15 protein-coding genes are annotated in these 16,063 nt (G+C 71.6%); 13 read left to right on the forward strand and 2 right to left on the reverse strand.

All coding sequences use genetic code 11. The annotated features are described in order from the left end of the window. The first annotated feature begins 8 nt into the window (after nucleotides 1-8). The 13 genes from M4V62_RS06510 to M4V62_RS06570 are packed head-to-tail and all read left to right on the forward strand — an operon-like array spanning nucleotide 9 to nucleotide 14,473. Nucleotides 9-1,541, forward strand: a complete 1,533-nt coding sequence (locus tag M4V62_RS06510) for a right-handed parallel beta-helix repeat-containing protein (protein WP_249586263.1) — start codon at nucleotides 9-11, stop codon at nucleotides 1,539-1,541. Nucleotide 1,542: 1 nt separating this feature from the next. Further along, nucleotides 1,543-2,847: an O-antigen ligase domain-containing protein gene (locus M4V62_RS06515; RefSeq protein ID WP_249586264.1), complete on the forward strand. Its 1,305-nt coding sequence runs from the start codon at nucleotides 1,543-1,545 to the stop codon at nucleotides 2,845-2,847. Between the two features lie 2 nt (nucleotides 2,848-2,849). After that, nucleotides 2,850-4,127, forward strand: a complete 1,278-nt coding sequence (locus M4V62_RS06520; protein WP_249586265.1) for a glycosyltransferase — start codon at nucleotides 2,850-2,852, stop codon at nucleotides 4,125-4,127. Then, nucleotides 4,124-5,359 carry a class I SAM-dependent methyltransferase gene (locus tag M4V62_RS06525; RefSeq protein WP_249586266.1) on the forward strand — a complete coding sequence of 412 codons (1,236 nt, stop codon included), beginning with the start codon at nucleotides 4,124-4,126 and terminating at the stop codon, nucleotides 5,357-5,359. Before M4V62_RS06520 ends, M4V62_RS06525 begins: the two co-directional genes overlap by 4 nt. Next, nucleotides 5,356-6,150 (forward strand): sugar phosphate nucleotidyltransferase, encoded by a 795-nt coding sequence (locus tag M4V62_RS06530; RefSeq protein WP_249586267.1) that lies wholly within the window; start codon nucleotides 5,356-5,358, stop codon nucleotides 6,148-6,150. The genes M4V62_RS06525 and M4V62_RS06530 overlap by 4 nt, the downstream gene beginning before the upstream one ends. After that, nucleotides 6,147-6,794: a PIG-L deacetylase family protein gene (locus M4V62_RS06535; protein ID WP_249586268.1), complete on the forward strand. Its 648-nt coding sequence runs from the start codon at nucleotides 6,147-6,149 to the stop codon at nucleotides 6,792-6,794. Before M4V62_RS06530 ends, M4V62_RS06535 begins: the two co-directional genes overlap by 4 nt. 3 nt (nucleotides 6,795-6,797) lie before the next feature. Further along, nucleotides 6,798-7,823, forward strand: a complete 1,026-nt coding sequence (locus tag M4V62_RS06540; RefSeq protein ID WP_249586269.1) for an NAD-dependent epimerase/dehydratase family protein — start codon at nucleotides 6,798-6,800, stop codon at nucleotides 7,821-7,823. After that, a complete protein-coding gene (locus M4V62_RS06545; protein ID WP_249586270.1) occupies nucleotides 7,820-9,094 on the forward strand; it encodes a DUF4910 domain-containing protein in 1,275 nt (424 codons plus the stop codon). Before M4V62_RS06540 ends, M4V62_RS06545 begins: the two co-directional genes overlap by 4 nt. A 5-nt stretch (nucleotides 9,095-9,099) precedes the next feature. Next, the gene (locus M4V62_RS06550) at nucleotides 9,100-10,389 is read left to right on the forward strand and encodes an MATE family efflux transporter (protein ID WP_249586271.1); all 1,290 of its coding nucleotides are present in this window, start codon (nucleotides 9,100-9,102) and stop codon (nucleotides 10,387-10,389) included. Next, the gene (locus M4V62_RS06555) at nucleotides 10,386-11,351 is read left to right on the forward strand and encodes a glycosyltransferase family 2 protein (RefSeq protein ID WP_249586272.1); all 966 of its coding nucleotides are present in this window, start codon (nucleotides 10,386-10,388) and stop codon (nucleotides 11,349-11,351) included. Before M4V62_RS06550 ends, M4V62_RS06555 begins: the two co-directional genes overlap by 4 nt. Continuing rightward, nucleotides 11,348-12,580 carry a polysaccharide pyruvyl transferase family protein gene (locus M4V62_RS06560; RefSeq protein ID WP_249586273.1) on the forward strand — a complete coding sequence of 411 codons (1,233 nt, stop codon included), beginning with the start codon at nucleotides 11,348-11,350 and terminating at the stop codon, nucleotides 12,578-12,580. Before M4V62_RS06555 ends, M4V62_RS06560 begins: the two co-directional genes overlap by 4 nt. Further along, on the forward strand, nucleotides 12,577-13,140 hold the full coding sequence (gene rfbC / locus M4V62_RS06565) for a dTDP-4-dehydrorhamnose 3,5-epimerase (RefSeq protein WP_249586274.1): 564 nt from the start codon (nucleotides 12,577-12,579) through the stop codon (nucleotides 13,138-13,140). Before M4V62_RS06560 ends, rfbC begins: the two co-directional genes overlap by 4 nt. A gap of 7 nt (nucleotides 13,141-13,147) precedes the next feature. Continuing rightward, a complete protein-coding gene (locus tag M4V62_RS06570) occupies nucleotides 13,148-14,473 on the forward strand; it encodes a glutamate-1-semialdehyde 2,1-aminomutase (RefSeq protein ID WP_249586275.1) in 1,326 nt (441 codons plus the stop codon). Between the two features lie 52 nt (nucleotides 14,474-14,525). On the opposite strand, the gene M4V62_RS06575 is transcribed toward M4V62_RS06570, so the two are convergent. Both M4V62_RS06575 and M4V62_RS06580 read right to left on the reverse strand, forming a co-directional pair. Further along, a complete protein-coding gene (locus tag M4V62_RS06575; RefSeq protein ID WP_249586276.1) occupies nucleotides 14,526-15,230 on the reverse strand; it encodes a phosphatase PAP2 family protein in 705 nt (234 codons plus the stop codon). 68 nt (nucleotides 15,231-15,298) lie between these two features. Continuing rightward, complete coding sequence (locus M4V62_RS06580) at nucleotides 15,299-15,976, reverse strand: septal ring lytic transglycosylase RlpA family protein (RefSeq protein ID WP_249586277.1); 678 nt, start codon at nucleotides 15,974-15,976, stop codon at nucleotides 15,299-15,301. Nucleotides 15,977-16,063 lie beyond the last annotated feature (87 nt).

Genomic DNA, 16,063 nt, shown 5'->3' on the forward strand with positions numbered 1-16,063 from the left:
GAGGACGCGTGGGGATCAAGTGGCGGCACTGGGCGCTGCCGGCGGCACCGCTGGCGCTGGCCCTGCTCGCGACCGGCTGTACGAGCACGCCGGACGCCGGGGCGGAGCCGACCCGTTCGCCGACCACGTCCGGTGCGTCGTCCAAGTCGGTGGCCCGGGTGTGCGCCAAGCCCGCGGCCGGTCCCGCGAAGGCGCCGGCGGGCGCGGTGACGGTAGATCCCGGGGTGACCGGTGATCTGGCCGCGAAGACCAAGAGCAACCCGCCGAACACCACGTTCTGGCTTCGGCCCGGCAAGCACAAGCTCGATCCGGACCGCTTCGCCCAGGTCATCCCCAAGAAGGGGAACCGCTATGTCGGCGCACCGGGCGCGGTGTTCGACGGCGGCAAGACCAACCAGTACGCGTTCGGCGGCACCGCCCGCGACGTCTCCGTCCGCCACCTGACCGTGCAGCGGTTCGTGGCGCCGCCGGACGAGGGCGTGGTCAACCACGACTCGGCCGACGGGTGGCTGATCGAGCACTCCAAGATCCAGAACAACTCCGGTGCCGGGCTGATGGCCGGTGCCCGCCAGCGGGTGCGCGCCAACTGCCTGCGCGACAACGGCCAGTACGGCATGAACGCGTACAAGGCAGGCGGCCGCATCAGTGGTCTGGTGGTCGAGGGCAACGAGATCGTGGGCAACAACACCGGCGACTGGGAGCGGCGGCGCAAGGGCTGCGGCTGCACCGGAGGCATCAAGTTCTGGGCCGTCAACGGCGCCGACGTGCGCGGGAACTGGGTGCACGACAACCGCGGGACCGGGTTGTGGGCGGACACCAACAACAACGACTTCCGCATCGAGGACAACGTCCTTGAGGCCAACGACGGGGCCGCGCTGATCTACGAGACCAGCTACAACGCGGTCATCCGCAAGAACACGGTCCGGCGGAACAACTGGGTCGAGGGCCGCAAGAACGCCCGCGGCGACAACTTCCCGTTCGCGACCATCTACGTGTCCGAGTCCGGCGGCGAACCACGGGTCCGGGCGCGCACGGACAAGATCGAGATCTACCGGAACGTGCTGGAGAACAACTGGTCGGGGATCACCCTGTGGGAGAACGCCGACCGGTTCTGCAACAGCCCGGCCAACACCTCGTCCGGCGACTGCACGTTGCTGGTGAAGGACACCGACAGCTGTGCGCGGCCGAAGATCGCCACCGCACCGCTGTACGCCGACTGCCGGTGGAAGACACAGCGGGTGGACATCCACGACAACCGCTTCGTCCTCGACAAGTCCGTCGTCAAGTGCACGGACAAGTGCGACCGCATGGCGGTCCTCGCCAACTACGGCACCTATCCGGACTGGTCGCCGTACAAGGGCGAGCGGGTGGCCGAGGCGATCACCCGCAAGCAGCACAACCGCTGGTACGACAACGTCTACCTCGGACCGTGGCGGTTCGTCGCCCACGAACCGAGCCGGGTGCTCGACTCCGGGGAGTGGCAGGGCACGCCGTACGAGCAGGACAAGGGCAGCACCTTCGGCCCACGGGCCGGTGGTTGAGGTGGGCGGGTACCTGAGGCACGACGGGCTGCCGGGCGGAGTCGACACGGCGGACACCCGGCCCGGTGTCGAACCGCGCCCTGCCGGCACACCGAGGATCGTCGGGATCGTGTGGGGACTGCTGATCCTCAACACGCTCGGCTCCGCCGGGGCGGAGACCATCATTCCGCTGCCCCGCTCCCTCATCCAGATGGTCACCATGGGGGCGCTGGTCGCCGCGTTCGCGCTCGCGCTCACGGTCAACCTCCGGCTGCGCTTCCGGGCCAGCGCCTTCTTGTTCCTGCTGACCCTGCTGCTCGTGCCGAGCCTGATCTCCAGCGCGCACCTGGAGTCCGGGTTCGGCGCGCTGTTCCGCTGCGGCCGGTTCGCTCTCTTCGTCGGCACGCTGTGGCTGCTCAGCCGCTGGTGGGACGGCGGCCTGACGTTCGTCAGGCACCACATCCGGATGTACTTCGCGGTGCTCGGGTCGGTGGCCGTGGGCGCGGTCATCTCACCGGGCGCGGCCCTGCCCGAGATCTACGGCGGCCGTCTCGTCGGCGCGCTGTGGCCGCTCACCCCGCCGCAGATCGGACAGTACGCCGCGGTGATCATCGGGCTCACCGTGCTGCTCGTGCTGGGCCGCCGGACCGACAGGACCAGCGCGGCGGTGGTCATCGTGCCCTCACTCGTCCTGCTCGCGCTGACCCATACCAGAACGGCCACGCTCGGCATGCTCATCGGCCTCGCGGTGGCGATCGGCTCGCTCATCCTGACCAGCGCCGCCGCCCGCCGCTTCTTCACCTGGGCGGTGCTGTGCGCCGTCGTGGCCGTGGCGGGGTTCAGCTCCGCGATGCAGGCGTGGTACATGCGCGGACAGACCCAGGAGTACTTCTCGAGCCTCAACGGCCGGGCCAAGGTCTGGGACGCCCTGCTGGCAGCGCCGCGGACGACCTCGGAGCAGGTGTTCGGCGTGGGCCTCGGCGACAAGTCGTTCGGCGGGCTGCCGATCGACAACAGCTGGCTGGCCGTCTACCACGAACAGGGTCTGACCGGCGCCGCCATCGTGGTGGCGATCATCGTCGTCCTCGCCGGTGTCGCGTTGCTGCGGCCGCCGTCGCTGTCCAGGGCCTGCGCGATCTTCCTGATCACTTACTGCGCGATCGCGTCGTACACCGAGGCCGGTCTCGGGGACGCCTCGCCGTATCTGCTGCATCTGGCCCTGGCCGCCTCGCTGCTCGCGGCGCCCGCCGCGGCCGCGCACCTGCCGACGCCCGCAGTCCCGCGACGACGCGTCCCGCGCTGGGCCCGCAGATCGGAGGTGAGCTGAGCATGCACATCCTCGTGGTGCACAACCGCTACAACTCGGCGCAGCCGAGCGGCGAGAACACGGTCGTCGACCAGGAGACGGCGCTGCTGCGCGCGGCCGGCCACCGGGTCGAGGTGTTCGAGCGGCGCAGCGACGACATCGCCGCGCTGTCCCTGCTCGCCAAGGCCGCGGTGCCGCTGCTCGTGCCGTGGAACCCGGCGGTCCGCAAGGAGCTCGCCGCCCGACTGCGCGCCGAACGCCCTGACGTGGTGCACGTCCACAACGTCTTCCCGCTCCTGTCGCCCGCGGTCATCGCCGCCTGCGCCGACGCGGGCGTGCCAGCCGTTGCCACGCTGCACAACTACACCCAGGTCTGCCCGCCCGGCACGCTCCAGCGGGACGGCAGGCCGTGCACCGAGTGCGTCGGCGGGTCTCCGCTGCCCGCCGTCCGGCACGGCTGCTACCGCGGCTCCCGCCTCGCGACGGTGCCGCTCGCCGTCAGCCTGTCGGCCAACCGGCGGCGCTGGTGGTCCGGCGTGGAGAGGTTCCTGTGCATCTCCGCGGCGCAGCGCGACGTCCTGGTGCGGTCCGGCATGCCATCCGAACGCCTCGCGGTGAAGCACAACTTCGTGCCGGAGCCGGACGCCCGCCGAGTCGGCGAAGGCGAGCATCTGCTCTATCTCGGCCGCCTCGCGGAGGCCAAGGGCGTGCGGCTGCTCATGGCCGCGTGGGACGAGATCGCAGCCAGCGGCGGTGTGGGCGTGCCCCTGGTGATCGCCGGCGCGGGGCCGCTGGAACGCGAGGTGACCGACTGGGCTGCGGGCCGGCCCGACGTGCGGTACGTCGGCCTGTACGACCCTGCGGAGTGCCGCAAGGCCGTCGCGCGGTCGGTCGCCGTGGTGGCCCCCTCGACGTGGCTCGAGGCGTTCGGCCTGGTGGTCGTGGAGGCGATGGCGGCGGGGGTTCCGGCCGTCGCCGCCGGTCACGGCGCCTTCGTCGAACTCGTCGACGACGGGGTGACCGGGCTGCTGCACCGGCCGGGCGACGCCGCATCGCTGGCGTCCTGCATACGCCGGGTCGCGGCCGAACAGGGCCGCAACCGGGAGATGGGCCAGGCGGCCAGGCGCCGATACGAGCAGGGCTTCAGCCCGGCCGTCGGCCTTGAGCGCCTGGTGGATGAGTACCGCACCGCGATCGCGGGTCGGTCCGGCGGCGGGGACAGCCCGCCGCCGTTGGGGGACGGAAACACCGGCTCGCGACGGGGTACCCGCGCGAGCAGGGGGGATGGGGACAGCACATGACACGATGCCGACTCTGCGGCTCGGCGACGCTGGCAAGCGTCGTCGATCTGGGGGCGACCCCGCCGTGCGAGAGCTTTCTCGCCGCGGAGCAACTGGACGAGCCGGAGCCTGCGTACCCGCTGCATCTGCGGGTCTGCACCGACTGCTGGCTCGCGCAGATACCGCCGCTGATCACGCCGGAGGACACGTTCACGCACTACGCGTACTTCTCCTCCTTCTCGACCTCCTGGGTGGAGCACGCGCGCACGTTCGTCGACGACGCCGCGGCGCGCGTGGGCCTTCGCCCCGACGCCTTCGTGGTGGAAGTCGCCAGCAACGACGGTTACTTGCTGAAGCACGTGGTGGACCGGGGGATCCGCTGCCTGGGCGTCGAGCCGTCGGTGAACGTCGGCGCCGCGGCGCGCGAGGCGGGTGTGCCCACGCTCACGGCGTTCCTCGACCCGGCCACCGGCGCGGCCGTCCGCGCCGAGCACGGCCCGGCGAACCTGGTCGTGGCCAACAACGTGTACGCGCACATCCCCGACGTGGTCGGGTTCACCAAGGGTCTGCGCGGCCTGGTCGCCGACGACGGCTGGGTCTCCATCGAGGTGCAGCACCTGCTGACCCTGATCGAGGACAACCAGTACGACACGATCTACCACGAGCACTTCCAGTACTACACGGTCGCGTCCGCGATCCGCGCCCTCGCCAGCGGTGGACTCGCCCTCGTGGACGTCGAGTTGCTGCCCACGCACGGCGGCTCCATCCGGCTGTGGGCCAGGCCCGCCGAGGTGGCAGGCGAGCCGACCCAGCGAGTGTCCGAGGTCCTTGACCGGGAGAAGGCGGCCGGGCTTCAGGAGCTGTCCGGGTACGCCGAGTTCGCCGCCCGGGTGGCCAAGGTGCGCCGCGACCTCCTGCGGTTCCTCATCGACGCCGCCGAGCGCGGCGAGACGGTCGTCGGCTACGGCGCACCGGGCAAGGGCAACACCCTGCTCAACCACTGCGGCATCCGGCCCGACCTGCTCCCGTACACGGTCGACCGCAACCCCTACAAGCACGGCAGGTTCACCCCCGGCACCCGCATCCCGATCCTGGCGCCCGAGCAGATAGCCGCCGACCGGCCGGACTACGTACTCGTCCTGCCGTGGAACCTGCGGGCCGAGCTGGTCGAGCAGCTGTCCTTCGTACACGACTGGGGCGGCCGCCTCGTCTTTCCCATCCCGGAACTGAGCATTGTCGAGGGGACATCATGAAGGTCGTACTCTTCTGCGGCGGTTACGGAATGCGGATGCGCAGCGGCGCCGCCGACGACGTGCCCAAGCCGATGGCGATGGTCGGCCCTCGACCGCTGATCTGGCATGTCATGCGCTACTACGCGCACTTCGGGCACACGGAGTTCATCCTGTGCCTCGGATACGGGGCCCACCACATCAAGAACTTCTTCCTCAACTACGAGGAGACGACGTCCAACGACTTCATCCTGCGGGGCGGGCGGACCGAGCTGCTCTCCACCGACATCTCGGACTGGACGATCACGTTCGCGCAGACCGGCATCGAGTCGCCTATCGGGGAGCGGCTGCGCCGGGTGCGCCACCACCTGGACGGCGACGAGATGTTCCTCGCCAACTACGCCGACGTACTGACCGACGCCCCGCTGCCGGAGATGATCGAGAAGTTCGCCCTGCGTGATGCCGGGGCGTCGATGATGGTGGTGCCTCCGCAGTCCTCCTTCCACTGTGTGGAGCTGGGCGAGGACGGCCTCGTGGGGGGCATCACCCCGGTGAGCGAACTGCCGATGTGGGAGAACGGCGGCTACTTCGTGCTCCGCCAGGAGGTCTTCGACCACATACCGGAGAACGGGGACCTGGTCGCCGACGGCTGCGCCCAACTGGCCAAGCAGGGACGCCTGGTGGCGCACCAGCACCGCGGCTTCTGGAAGCCGACCGACACCGTGAAGGAGCGGGCCTCGCTCGACGCGGGCTACGCCAGGGGCGAGCGCCCCTGGGCCGTGTGGGAACGGGACGGCGCGGGGGCGAGGGCGTGATCCGGCTCGGGACCCGCGGCCTTGACCGGGTCGTCGCGGTGGGCGCGCACTGCGACGACATCGCCATCGGTGCCGGTGGCACGCTCCTCGCCATGTGCCTCGCGCGGCCAGGCATCCGCATCGACGCACTGGTGCTCTCCGGCGGCGGCACCGAGCGCGAGCAGGAGGAGCGGGCCGCGCTCGCCGCGTTCTGTCCGGGGGCCGAACTGCACCTCACCGTACTGAAGTTGCCGGACGGCCGGATGCCCGTGCACTGGGACGAGGCCAAGGCCGCGATCGAGGAGCTGCGGGCGCGGAGCGATCCGGATCTGGTGCTCGCGCCGCGTACCGACGACGCGCACCAGGATCACCGCGGCCTTGCGCAGCTGGTGCCCACCGCGTTCCGCGACCACCTCGTGCTCGGCTACGAGATCGTCAAGTGGGACGGCGATCTCGGCCGTATGGCGGCCTACCAGCCGCTGTCGCCGGAGATCGCCGAACAGAAGGTGCGGCTGCTGGAGGAGCACTACCCCTCGCAGCACCGCCGGGCCTGGTACGACCGGGAGGCCTTCCTCGGCCTCGCACGGATCCGCGGCATCGAATGCAACGCGCGTTACGCCGAGGCGTTCGCCGTCACCAAACTCACTCTCAACCTGGGGGAATGAACCTTGCGCGTACTGCTCACCGGACATCAGGGCTACCTGGGAACCGTGATGACCCCGGTCCTCGCGGCCGCCGGACACGAGGTCGTCGGGCTCGACTCCGGCCTGTTCGCCGACTGCGTCCTCGGTCCGCCGCCCGCGGACCCGCCGGGGCACCGGGTGGACCTGCGTGACGTCACGGCCGAACACCTGGCCGGGGTGGACGCCGTGATCCACCTGGCCGCGCTGTCCAACGACCCGCTGGGCTCACTGGCGCCCGACCTGACCTACGACATCAACCACCACGCGTCCGTACGCCTGGCCCGGCTCGCCCACGACGCCGGCGTGCGGCGCTTCCTGTACGCGTCCACCTGCTCGGTCTACGGCGCCGCAGGGGGCAGCGACCTGGTGACCGAGGACGCCCCGCTGCGCCCCGTGACGCCGTACGCGGAGTCCAAGGTGCGGGTGGAGGACGACCTGCACGCCCTGGCCGACGGCGACTTCAGCCCGGTGTTCATGCGCAACGCCACGGCCTTCGGCTACTCGCCCCGGCTGCGCGCCGACATCGTCCTGAACAACCTGGTGGGCCACGCGCTCCTGTCCGGCGAGGTCCTTGTGCTCTCCGACGGCACCCCCTGGCGCCCGCTGGTGCACGCCGCCGACATCGCGCGGGCCTTCGCGGCCGCGCTCACCGCGCCGCGCGAAGCGGTGCACGACCGGGCGTTCAACATCGGCAGCGAGATCAACAACGTCACGGTCGCCGAGATCGCCGAGCAGGTCGCCGACGCGGTGTCCGGCTCGAAGGTGGTGATCACCGGGGAGACCGGTGCCGATCCGCGGTCGTACCGCGTGGACTTCTCCCGGTTCCGCGCCGCGATACCCGGCTTCGACTGCGAGTGGACGGTGAAGCAGGGAGCGACCGAACTCGCCGACGCCTACCGCAAGTTCGGGCTCACCCGCGAGGACTTCGAGCAGCGCTTCACCCGCCTGGCCGTGCTGCGCGCGGCGTCCGAGGCCGGCACCGTCGACGACACCCTGCGGCGGCGCGGATGACAGCCGCCGGTGAGGAAATGCACGCGCTGGTGGAGCGGTTGTACCCGCTGTGCCGGAGCATCACCGGCGACGGCGTGCGCGCCACCCTGGACATCGTCGGCGAGTACGTCCCGCTGAAGGTGCACGAGGTGCCGACCGGGACGCAGGTGCTCGACTGGACGGTGCCGCAGGAGTGGAACATCCGGGACGCGTACGTCGCCGACACCGCGGGCCACCGCGTCGTCGACTTCGCCGCGTCCAGCCTGCACGTGCTCGGCTACAGCGTGCCGGTGGCGCGGACCATGCCGCTCGCCGAGCTGCGTGAACACCTGCACACCCTGCCGGACCACCCGAGCTGGGTGCCGTACCGCACCAGCTACTACAAGCCGGAATGGGGATTCTGCCTGGCGCAGGAGACCTTGGACGCGCTCCCGGACGGCGACTACGAGGTGTGCGTCGACTCCACGCTCGCCGACGGCCACCTCACCTACGCCGAGCACGTGATCCCCGGGCAGGTCTCCGACGAGGTGATCGTCTCCTGCCACGTCTGCCACCCGTCCCTTGCCAACGACAACCTGGCGGGCATCGCGGTGGCGACGTTCCTGGCGCGGGCGCTTGCGGAGCAGACGCCGTACTACACCTACCGGTTCATCTTCGCGCCCGGCACCATCGGGGCCATCACCTGGCTGGCGCGCAACGCGGAGCGCATCGAGCGGGTCAAGCACGGTCTCGTGCTGGCCTGCGCGGGCGACCGGGGCCAACTGACGTACAAGCAGAGCAGGCGCGGCGACGCGGAGATCGACCAGGTGATGCGGCACATGCTGGCCGCGTCCGAACGCCCGCACCGCGTCGCCGAGTTCACTCCGTACGGCTATGACGAGCGGCAGTACTGCTCCCCCGGGTTCGATCTCGGCGTGGGCTCGCTCAGCCGGACCCCGTACGCGGGCTACCCCGAGTACCACACCTCGGCGGACAACCCGGACTTCGTCTCCCCGGACGCGATGGAGGACACGCTCGCCCTCTGCCGTGAGGCGTTCGCCGTGCTCGACCGGAACCGGCGGTACGTCAATCTCAGCCCCTACGGCGAACCACAGCTCGGCCGACGGGGGTTGTACGAATCGCTCGGCGGCCGCAGCGACGCGAAGCAGGCCCAGATGGCCATGCTCTGGGTGCTGAGCCTCTCCGACGGCGGGCACAGTCTCCTTGACGTCGCCGAGCGGGCGGGCCTTCCGTTCGACACGGTCGCCGCCGCGGCCGATGCCCTGCACGGCGCCGGGCTGATCAAGGCGTGACACGGATGACCACCGAGGGGGAGAAGACGAGGCCGACCGTGGTGACCGCCAAGCGGGCCATGGTCGGCAGGCTGTCCTGGGGGCTTGCCGACCAGGCGGCCTCCAGCATGACCAACTTCGCGGTGGGGATCTACGTGGCACGCTCGCTGGGCGTGACCGCGTTCGGCGTGTTCAGCCTGGCCTGGGTGACCTACGGCGTGGTGCTCAGCGTCTCCCGCGGTCTTGCCACCGACCCGCTCGTGGTGCGCTTCAGCGGTGTGCCGGAAGCGTCCTGGCGCGGGGCGGTGGCCCGGTCGTCGGGTACCGCGCTCGGCGTCGGTGCGGCCATCGGCGCGGTGTCCCTGGGTGTCGGCCTCGCTCTCGGCGGCAGCGTGGGGCCCGCGTTCGCCTGCCTCGGCGTCATGCTGCCGGGGCTGCTCCTTCAGGACGCCTGGCGGTACTCGTTCTTCGCCGCGGGCACCGGGCGCAAGGCCTTCGTCAACGACCTCGTGTGGGGCGTCGCGCTCGTCCCGGCCCTGGTGGTGGCGGCCCGCGTGGGCACCGTGGCCGCCTTCGTGCTCGCCTGGGGCGCGGCCGCCTCGGTGGCCGCGGTGTACGGCTGCCTCCAGTCCGGCATCCGGCCCCGGATGACCGGGGCGCGCGCGTGGCTGCGCGAGCAGCGCGATCTCAGCTACCGGTATCTGGTCGAGAACGTCGGCGTCAGCGGCGCGAGCCAGCTGCGGGCGTACGGGCTCGGCGCGATCGTCGGGGTCGGCGCGGTGGGTGCGGTCCGGGGCGCGGAGCTGCTGCTCGGCCCGTTCCTCGCCGTGCTGATGGGGCTGTCCCTGGTCACCGTCGCGGAGGCGGCACGGGTGCTGCGGCGGGCCCCGCACCGCCTTGCCAGGTTCTGCCTCCTGCTCGGCGCCGGGCAGGCCGTCGCCGCGCTGCTGTGGGGCACGGCGCTGGTCCTGATGCCGGACCGGCTCGGTGAGGCCGTGCTCGGCGACGTCTGGAGCTCCGCGGCGCAGCTCATCGTGCCTGCCGCACTCGGCGTCGCGGGCGCCGGCCTCGGCACCGGCGCGGCGGCGGGGCTGCGCGCACTCGGCGCGGCCCGGCGCAGCCTGCGCAGCCAACTGATCGCCTCCACCTGTTATGTCGGCGGCGGGCTCGGCGGGGCGGCCGTGGCCGGCACGGTCGGCTCGGCCTGGGGCGTCGCCGCCGCGACCGTCTGCAGCTCGGCCGTGTGGTGGCTGCAGCTGCGGTCCGCTCTGCGTGAGCGCCACCAGAACCCCATTCCCGAAGTGAGGACCTCATGACCGCGCAACCCAGGCTGAGCATCGGCCTGCCCGTCTACAACGGCGAGGAGTATCTCGCCGAGGCGCTCGACGCCCTGCTCGGCCAGACCTACGAGGACTTCGAGCTGGTCATCACCGACAACGCGTCGACCGACGGAACCCAGGACATCTGCGGCAAGTACGCCGCGCAGGACTCGCGCATCCGGTACATCCGGCTGCTCCGGAACATCGGCGCCGCGCCGAACCACAACTACGTGTTCACCCAGTGCCGCGGCGAGTTGTTCAAGTGGGCCTCGCACGACGACCTGTACGCCAGGGACCTGCTGCGGCGCTGCGTGGAGGCTCTCGACGAGCGGCCCGACGTGGTCCTCGCGCACTCCGGCCAGGCGGTCATCGACGAGGAGGGACAGGTGAAGGTCCCCTACGAGTACGGGATCGCCACCGACCTGCCGAGCGCGCCGGAGCGCTTCCGCAGTTTCCTCTTCGAGCCCGGGGGCGACGACTTCTACGGGGTGATGCGGGCCGACGTGCTGCGCCGCGTGAAGCCGCACGACAGCTACCACCACGCGGACCGCACGTTCGTCGCCGAGATCGTCCTGCACGGGCCCTTCCACCAGGTGCCCGAGCTGCTGTACTTCCGCCGCGACCACCCCACCCGCGCCGAGCGCGCGAACCCTTCCAAGCGCTCCCGGTGCGTCAACCTGGACCCGCGCCGAGCGGGCCCGCTGCACCCGACGCCCCGGCTGCTCGCCGAGTACGTCTGGGGCTTCGCCTCGGCGATCCGGCGGGCGCCTCTGTCCTCCGCCGACCGCCGTGCGTGCTACCGCCACCTGGCCACGTGGATGACCAGCCGGGCCCGGCCGGGCGCGGGCGAGCGCGTCGAGGACCGCGCCCCGGTCGACCCGGCCGAGCTCACGGTCTCCGTCGACGCCCTCGTCGCGGGCCGTGAAGGCCGTGAAGGTCTTGAGGGGCGGCAGGCATGATCGTCGCCTCCGAAACCCCGGTGCGCGTAGGGGTGTTCGGCCTGCTCGGCTCCGGCAACCTCGGCAACGACGGGTCGCTCGAGGCCGTGCTCGGGTACCTCCGCGCCGAGCACCCGGAGGCGGTCGTGGACGCGCTGTGCGGCGGACCCGAGGTCGTCGCGGCCCGGTACCGGATCCCCGCGACGCGGCTGCACTGGTACCGAGGCGAGTACCGGACCGCGTCGCGTGCGGGCGCGATCGCGGGCAAGGGTCTTGGCAAGCTCGTCGACGTCGTCCGCACCGCTGCCTGGGTACGCCAGCACGACGTGGTGATCGTGCCGGGCATGGGCGTCCTGGAGGCCACGCTGCCGCTGCGGCCGTGGGGCTTCCCGTACTCACTGTTCCTGCTCTGCGCGAGCGGCCGGCTGGTCGGCACCCGGGTCGCGCTGGTCGGCGTCGGCGCCGCCGCGATCGGCAACCGGTCGACCCGGGCCCTGGTGCGCTGGTCGGCGCGGCTCGCCACCTACCGGTCGTACCGCGACGCCCTGTCCCGCGACGCGATGCGGGCGATGGGCGTGGACACCGCGCGCGACGAGGTCTACCCGGACCTCGCCTTCGCCCTGCCGGCACCACCGGCGGGCACGCCATCGGGTCAGCCTGGTCCGGTCTGCGTCGGCGTCATGGCCTTCCACGGCGGCGACGACGACCGCGCGCGGGCCGAGGAGATCCACCGTCGCTACCTCGAAGGGACAACTCGGTTCGTCCGTACGCTGGTCGAGGACGGCAGGCCGGTCCGGCTGGTCACCGGCGACGCGTGCGACGCGCCGGTGGTCGCCGCGATCCTCGACGCGGTGAACTCGCCGCTGGTCACCGCCTCCGAGGCAGCCTCGCTCGCCGACCTCATGAAGGAGATGGCGGCCGTCGACACCGTGGTGGCGACCCGGTACCACAACCTGATCTGCGCGCTGAAGGCCGGCACGCCGACGCTCGCGGTCAGCTACGCGGCGAAGAGCGACGCGCTCATGGAGCGGATGGGTCTTGAGGCGTACTGCCACCCGGCCCGCGAGGTCGACGCCGACTCGCTGCTCAAGCAGTTCCGGGCCCTTGAGGAGCGATCGGCGGAGCTGCGCCGGACCCTCGCCGAGCGGAACCTGGTCGTCGCCCGGCAGCTCGAACACCAATTCACCGCCTTGACCAAGGCCTTGTTCCCGGCAACCGACCACCCCCACGCCTTGCGGGAGGCCTCATGAAGGCGACCGAAGTCCCGGCGATCGCCGGCGCGTACCTGTTCGAGCCGACGCCCTACACCGACGAACGCGGCTTCTTCTGCCGCACCTTCGACGCCGACGTGGTCCGCTCGGTGGGCCTCGACCCGGGCGCCTTCATCCAGGACAGCCTGTCCCGCTCGGCGCGAGGCGTGCTGCGCGGCCTGCACCTGCGCTCCGGAGCGGGCGAGGCCAAGCTGGTGCGGTGCTCGTACGGCAGGATCTTCGACGTCGTCGTGGACCTGCGGCCGGACTCGCCGACCTACCGCAACCGGGCCTCCTTCGAGCTGTCCGACGAGACGCAGGCGACCCTGTACATCCCGGCGGGGTGCGCGCACGGCTTCCAGGCGCTGACCGAGACCGCCGACACCTCGTACCGGATCGACCGCCCGCACGATCCGGCCGAGGACGTGACGATCGCCTTCGACGACCCTGAGCTCGCCATCGACTGGCCGCTGCCGGTCACATCGATGTCCGAGCGGGACCGGAAGGCACCGGGCCTCGCCGAGGCCCTGGAGCATGTTCTGAAGCGGAAAGAGAGCTGAAGTCAGCGTGGACACCGAAGAGTTCCTGCTGCCCCGGTCGCGGCAGGCGAACGAGCGGCTGCACGCCATGGTCCCCGGGGGCGCGCACACCTACGCCAAGGGCGACGACCAGTACCCCGAGAACCTCGCCCCGGTCATCAGCCACGGCCGCGGTGCCCACGTGTGGGACGTCGACGGCAACCGCTACATCGAGTACGGCTCCGGCCTTCGGTCGGTCAGCCTCGGCCACGCCCACCCACGCGTGCTCGAGGCGGTACGGCGTGAACTCGACCGCGGCAGCAACTTCGTCCGGCCGTCCATCGTGGAGGTCGAGGCCGCGGAGCGCTTCCTGGCCACGGTGCCGACCGCCGAGATGGTGAAGTTCACGAAGAACGGCTCCGACGCCACCACCGCCGCGGTGCGCCTCGCCCGCGCCGTCACGGGACGCCCGCGGGTGGCCATCTGCGGCGACCATCCGTTCTTCTCCGTCGACGACTGGTTCATCGGCACCACGCCGATGTCGGCCGGGATCCCGGCGGCGACCACCGAGCTCACCGTGGCGTTCCCTTACGGGGACCTGGCCGCCACGGAGGAGCTCCTGACCAGGTACCAGGACGAGGTCGCCTGCCTGATCCTCGAACCGGCCGGGCACAGCGAGCCGCCGCCGGGATACCTCGCAGGCCTGCGCGAGCTTGCCGACCGGCACGGCTGCGTACTGATCTTCGACGAGATGATCACCGGCTTCCGCTGGTCCGAGGCGGGCGCCCAGGGGCTGTACGGCGTCGTCCCCGACCTCTCGACGTTCGGCAAGGCGCTGGGCAACGGCTTCGCCGTCTCGGCGCTCGCCGGGCGCCGCGCGCTGATGGAGCGGGGCGGCCTTCGCCACTCCGGCGACCGGGTGTTCCTGCTGTCCACCACGCACGGCGCGGAAACGCACTCGCTGGCCGCCGCGATGGCCGTGCAGACCACCTACGTCGAGGAGGGCGTCACCGCGCGACTGCACGCCATCGGCGAGCGGCTGGCCGCCGGGGTCCGCGACGCCGCGGCCTCCATGGGCGTCGGGGACCACATCGTCGTCCGGGGCCGGGCCAGCAACCTGGTGTTCGCCACCCTCGACGAGAACCGGCAGCCGTCGCAGGAGTACCGCACGCTGTTCCTGCGCCGGCTCCTCGCGGGCGGGGTCCTTGCCCCGTCGTTCGTGGTGAGCAGCGCGCTCGACGACGCGGACATCGACCACACCGTCGACGTGGTGGCCCAGGCATGTGCGGTGTACCGCAAGGCACTTGACGCCGCCGACCCCACGCCCTGGCTGGGCGGGCGGCCGGTGAAGCCCGTGTTCCGGCGCCTTGCGTGAGGTGACGTGGCGCCGCTCGGCGTGACGTCCGCTGACATCACATGACGGCACGTCAGCGACGTTCTCGCCGATCGGCGTCGGCCGTTCGGTCGGCCAGCCGGTCGGCCGTACGGTCGACCAGCCACGCCGTCGCCGGTACCACCGCCAGCGCGGTGCACCAGCCGCCGAGGACGTCGGTCGGGTAGTGCGCGCCCAGGGCGACCTGCGCCCAGCCCATGGCGGCGCCGAAGACCAGCGCCGCGGCGAGCACGAGCGACGTACCGGCCGACCTGCCGAGGCCGAGCCGGCCGGTCGCGAGCAGCGCCACCACGAGGGCGAGCGCGGTGACGAAGGCGGCGTGCCCGCTCGGGTAGGACAGGTTCCCTGCGCCGTGGATGGTGCGGCCCACCACCTGCTTGATCAGCGTCGCCGTCCCCACGGTCAGTCCTGCGCCGGCAACGACGAGCACCGCCGCACGTGGCCACCGAAGCAGCAGGCAGACCGTCACGGCGGCCACGACGAGCGCCGCCGCTCCGGCCGGCTCCCCCAGGAAGTCCGTGGCCAGAGCGACGTTCCGCCACGGCGGCCGTACGCTGTCCGCCGTCGGGTCGACGAACCACCTGTCCACCCTGCCGGGCTCGCCGTGACCGGCGTAAAGGACCCCGAGCACGGCGACCACCAGCGTGCCGAGGACCGAGGTCAGCCCCAGCCACGCGCGCAGCGCCGGGGGGAGCACCCCGGGCGCCGGGTTCTCCGCGTACAGACAGGCACGGAACAACGACGTCTCCCCCGAGCGATGAGGCCCTGCGCCCCGAAGGACCCGGGCAGTTGCGACCGTCTCAAGTCCTACCCCACGCGTTCGATCCGCGCCTTGCGGATCAGGAACTTACCGGCCTCGCGCACATCCTCGAACGCCGCGTTGTTCAGCAGCACGCAGCTGCCCGACGTCGAAGTGACCTCCACCGTGGTGGACTTGGAGTTGTCCAGGTTCGTCACCTTCAGCTGCGTACCGACGGGAAACTCGTTGCTGGACGCGGCCGGCGCACCGCCCTCGCCGGACAGCGTGACGGTGGAGCCTGCGCAGACGACCTCACCTTCCGCCCCCGCGTCTCCGCCGTCCCCGGGCGGGGCCGTGACCGTGGCCGTGGCATCGCCACCCGGCTCCTCCGTCGGCGGCTGGGCGGCGTCCCCACCGGCGCCCTCACCGGCCCCGGCCTCCGCCCCCTCTCCCGCCCCCGCATCCGCGTCCTCACCCGCAGCACAGTCCGACGCCGCCTGCTTTCGTTTGATCTCCTCGATCACCGCTTCCCGATTGGCGATCCGAGCCGCGGACTGCGCGTCCGGTTTCGCTCGCTGGCCCGCGATGAACTCCTCGTTGTTGCTCAGCGCGGTGGCCAGTCCGTCACACGCCACCGAGGCCTGGCTCGTGCCGGTCATCACCACCGCGGTTCCCGCCACCAGCGCGGCGGCGCCCACCATGAGGGCGACCTTCTTCTTGCGGCTGAGAGTCTTCCTGCGCGACACGTGCGACTCCTGTCCCCGACGGTGCACACCACCGCCGGATGGGTTTCCGTGTGCCGTCACGTACGCGCACCAATCCCGTTCGTCTCA

Origin of the sequence: Streptomyces durmitorensis, from assembly GCF_023498005.1 — a bacterium.
In the GTDB taxonomy this organism is placed as follows: Bacteria; Actinomycetota; Actinomycetes; order Streptomycetales; family Streptomycetaceae; genus Streptomyces; species Streptomyces durmitorensis.

Coding starts and splice junctions, on each gene's coding strand:
- M4V62_RS06525 (WP_249586266.1), top strand. CDS start 4,124: ATGACACGATGCCGACTCTGCGGCTCGGCGACGCTGGCAAGCGTCGTC.
- M4V62_RS06545 (WP_249586270.1), top strand. CDS start 7,820: ATGACAGCCGCCGGTGAGGAAATGCACGCGCTGGTGGAGCGGTTGTAC.
- rfbC (WP_249586274.1), top strand. CDS start 12,577: ATGAAGGCGACCGAAGTCCCGGCGATCGCCGGCGCGTACCTGTTCGAG.
- M4V62_RS06550 (WP_249586271.1), top strand. CDS start 9,100: ATGACCACCGAGGGGGAGAAGACGAGGCCGACCGTGGTGACCGCCAAG.
- M4V62_RS06560 (WP_249586273.1), top strand. CDS start 11,348: ATGATCGTCGCCTCCGAAACCCCGGTGCGCGTAGGGGTGTTCGGCCTG.
- M4V62_RS06520 (WP_249586265.1), top strand. CDS start 2,850: ATGCACATCCTCGTGGTGCACAACCGCTACAACTCGGCGCAGCCGAGC.
- M4V62_RS06530 (WP_249586267.1), top strand. CDS start 5,356: ATGAAGGTCGTACTCTTCTGCGGCGGTTACGGAATGCGGATGCGCAGC.
- M4V62_RS06555 (WP_249586272.1), top strand. CDS start 10,386: ATGACCGCGCAACCCAGGCTGAGCATCGGCCTGCCCGTCTACAACGGC.